Here is a 218-nt window from a genome sequence, read left to right as displayed (position 1 = left end):
ACCCCCGGTGCCTGATCACCCGCGGCCAGCGCCTGCAGCCCGTCCATCAACACCGACCGATGCTGGCCAAGCACCACACCCCGATGGGTGAACCCGGTCGCCCGGCTGTCCACCAACGCCCGCCCCACCGCGACCGGCCCTACCTCGGGCCGGTCGGTCACGAACCCGGCCAGCCGCTGCGCCTGCGCCCGCAACGCCACCTCGGTCTTAGCCGACAG

General features: G+C 73.4%; 1 protein-coding gene. It reads right to left on the bottom strand.

Features of this window, described 5'->3' with window-relative positions:
- Positions 1 to 200, bottom strand: a 200-nt coding sequence (locus tag ACLQ22_RS32215; RefSeq protein ID WP_425695642.1) for a hypothetical protein, incomplete at its 3' end; no start/stop codon positions are given.
- Between the last annotated feature and the right edge of the window lie 18 nt (positions 201 to 218).

It is taken from the genome of Micromonospora sp. DT178, from assembly GCF_049841695.1.
Lineage (GTDB): Bacteria > Actinomycetota > Actinomycetes > Mycobacteriales > Micromonosporaceae > Micromonospora.
Note: the sequence above shows the minus strand (reverse complement) of the source record. Positions and strands in the feature narration are given on the sequence as shown.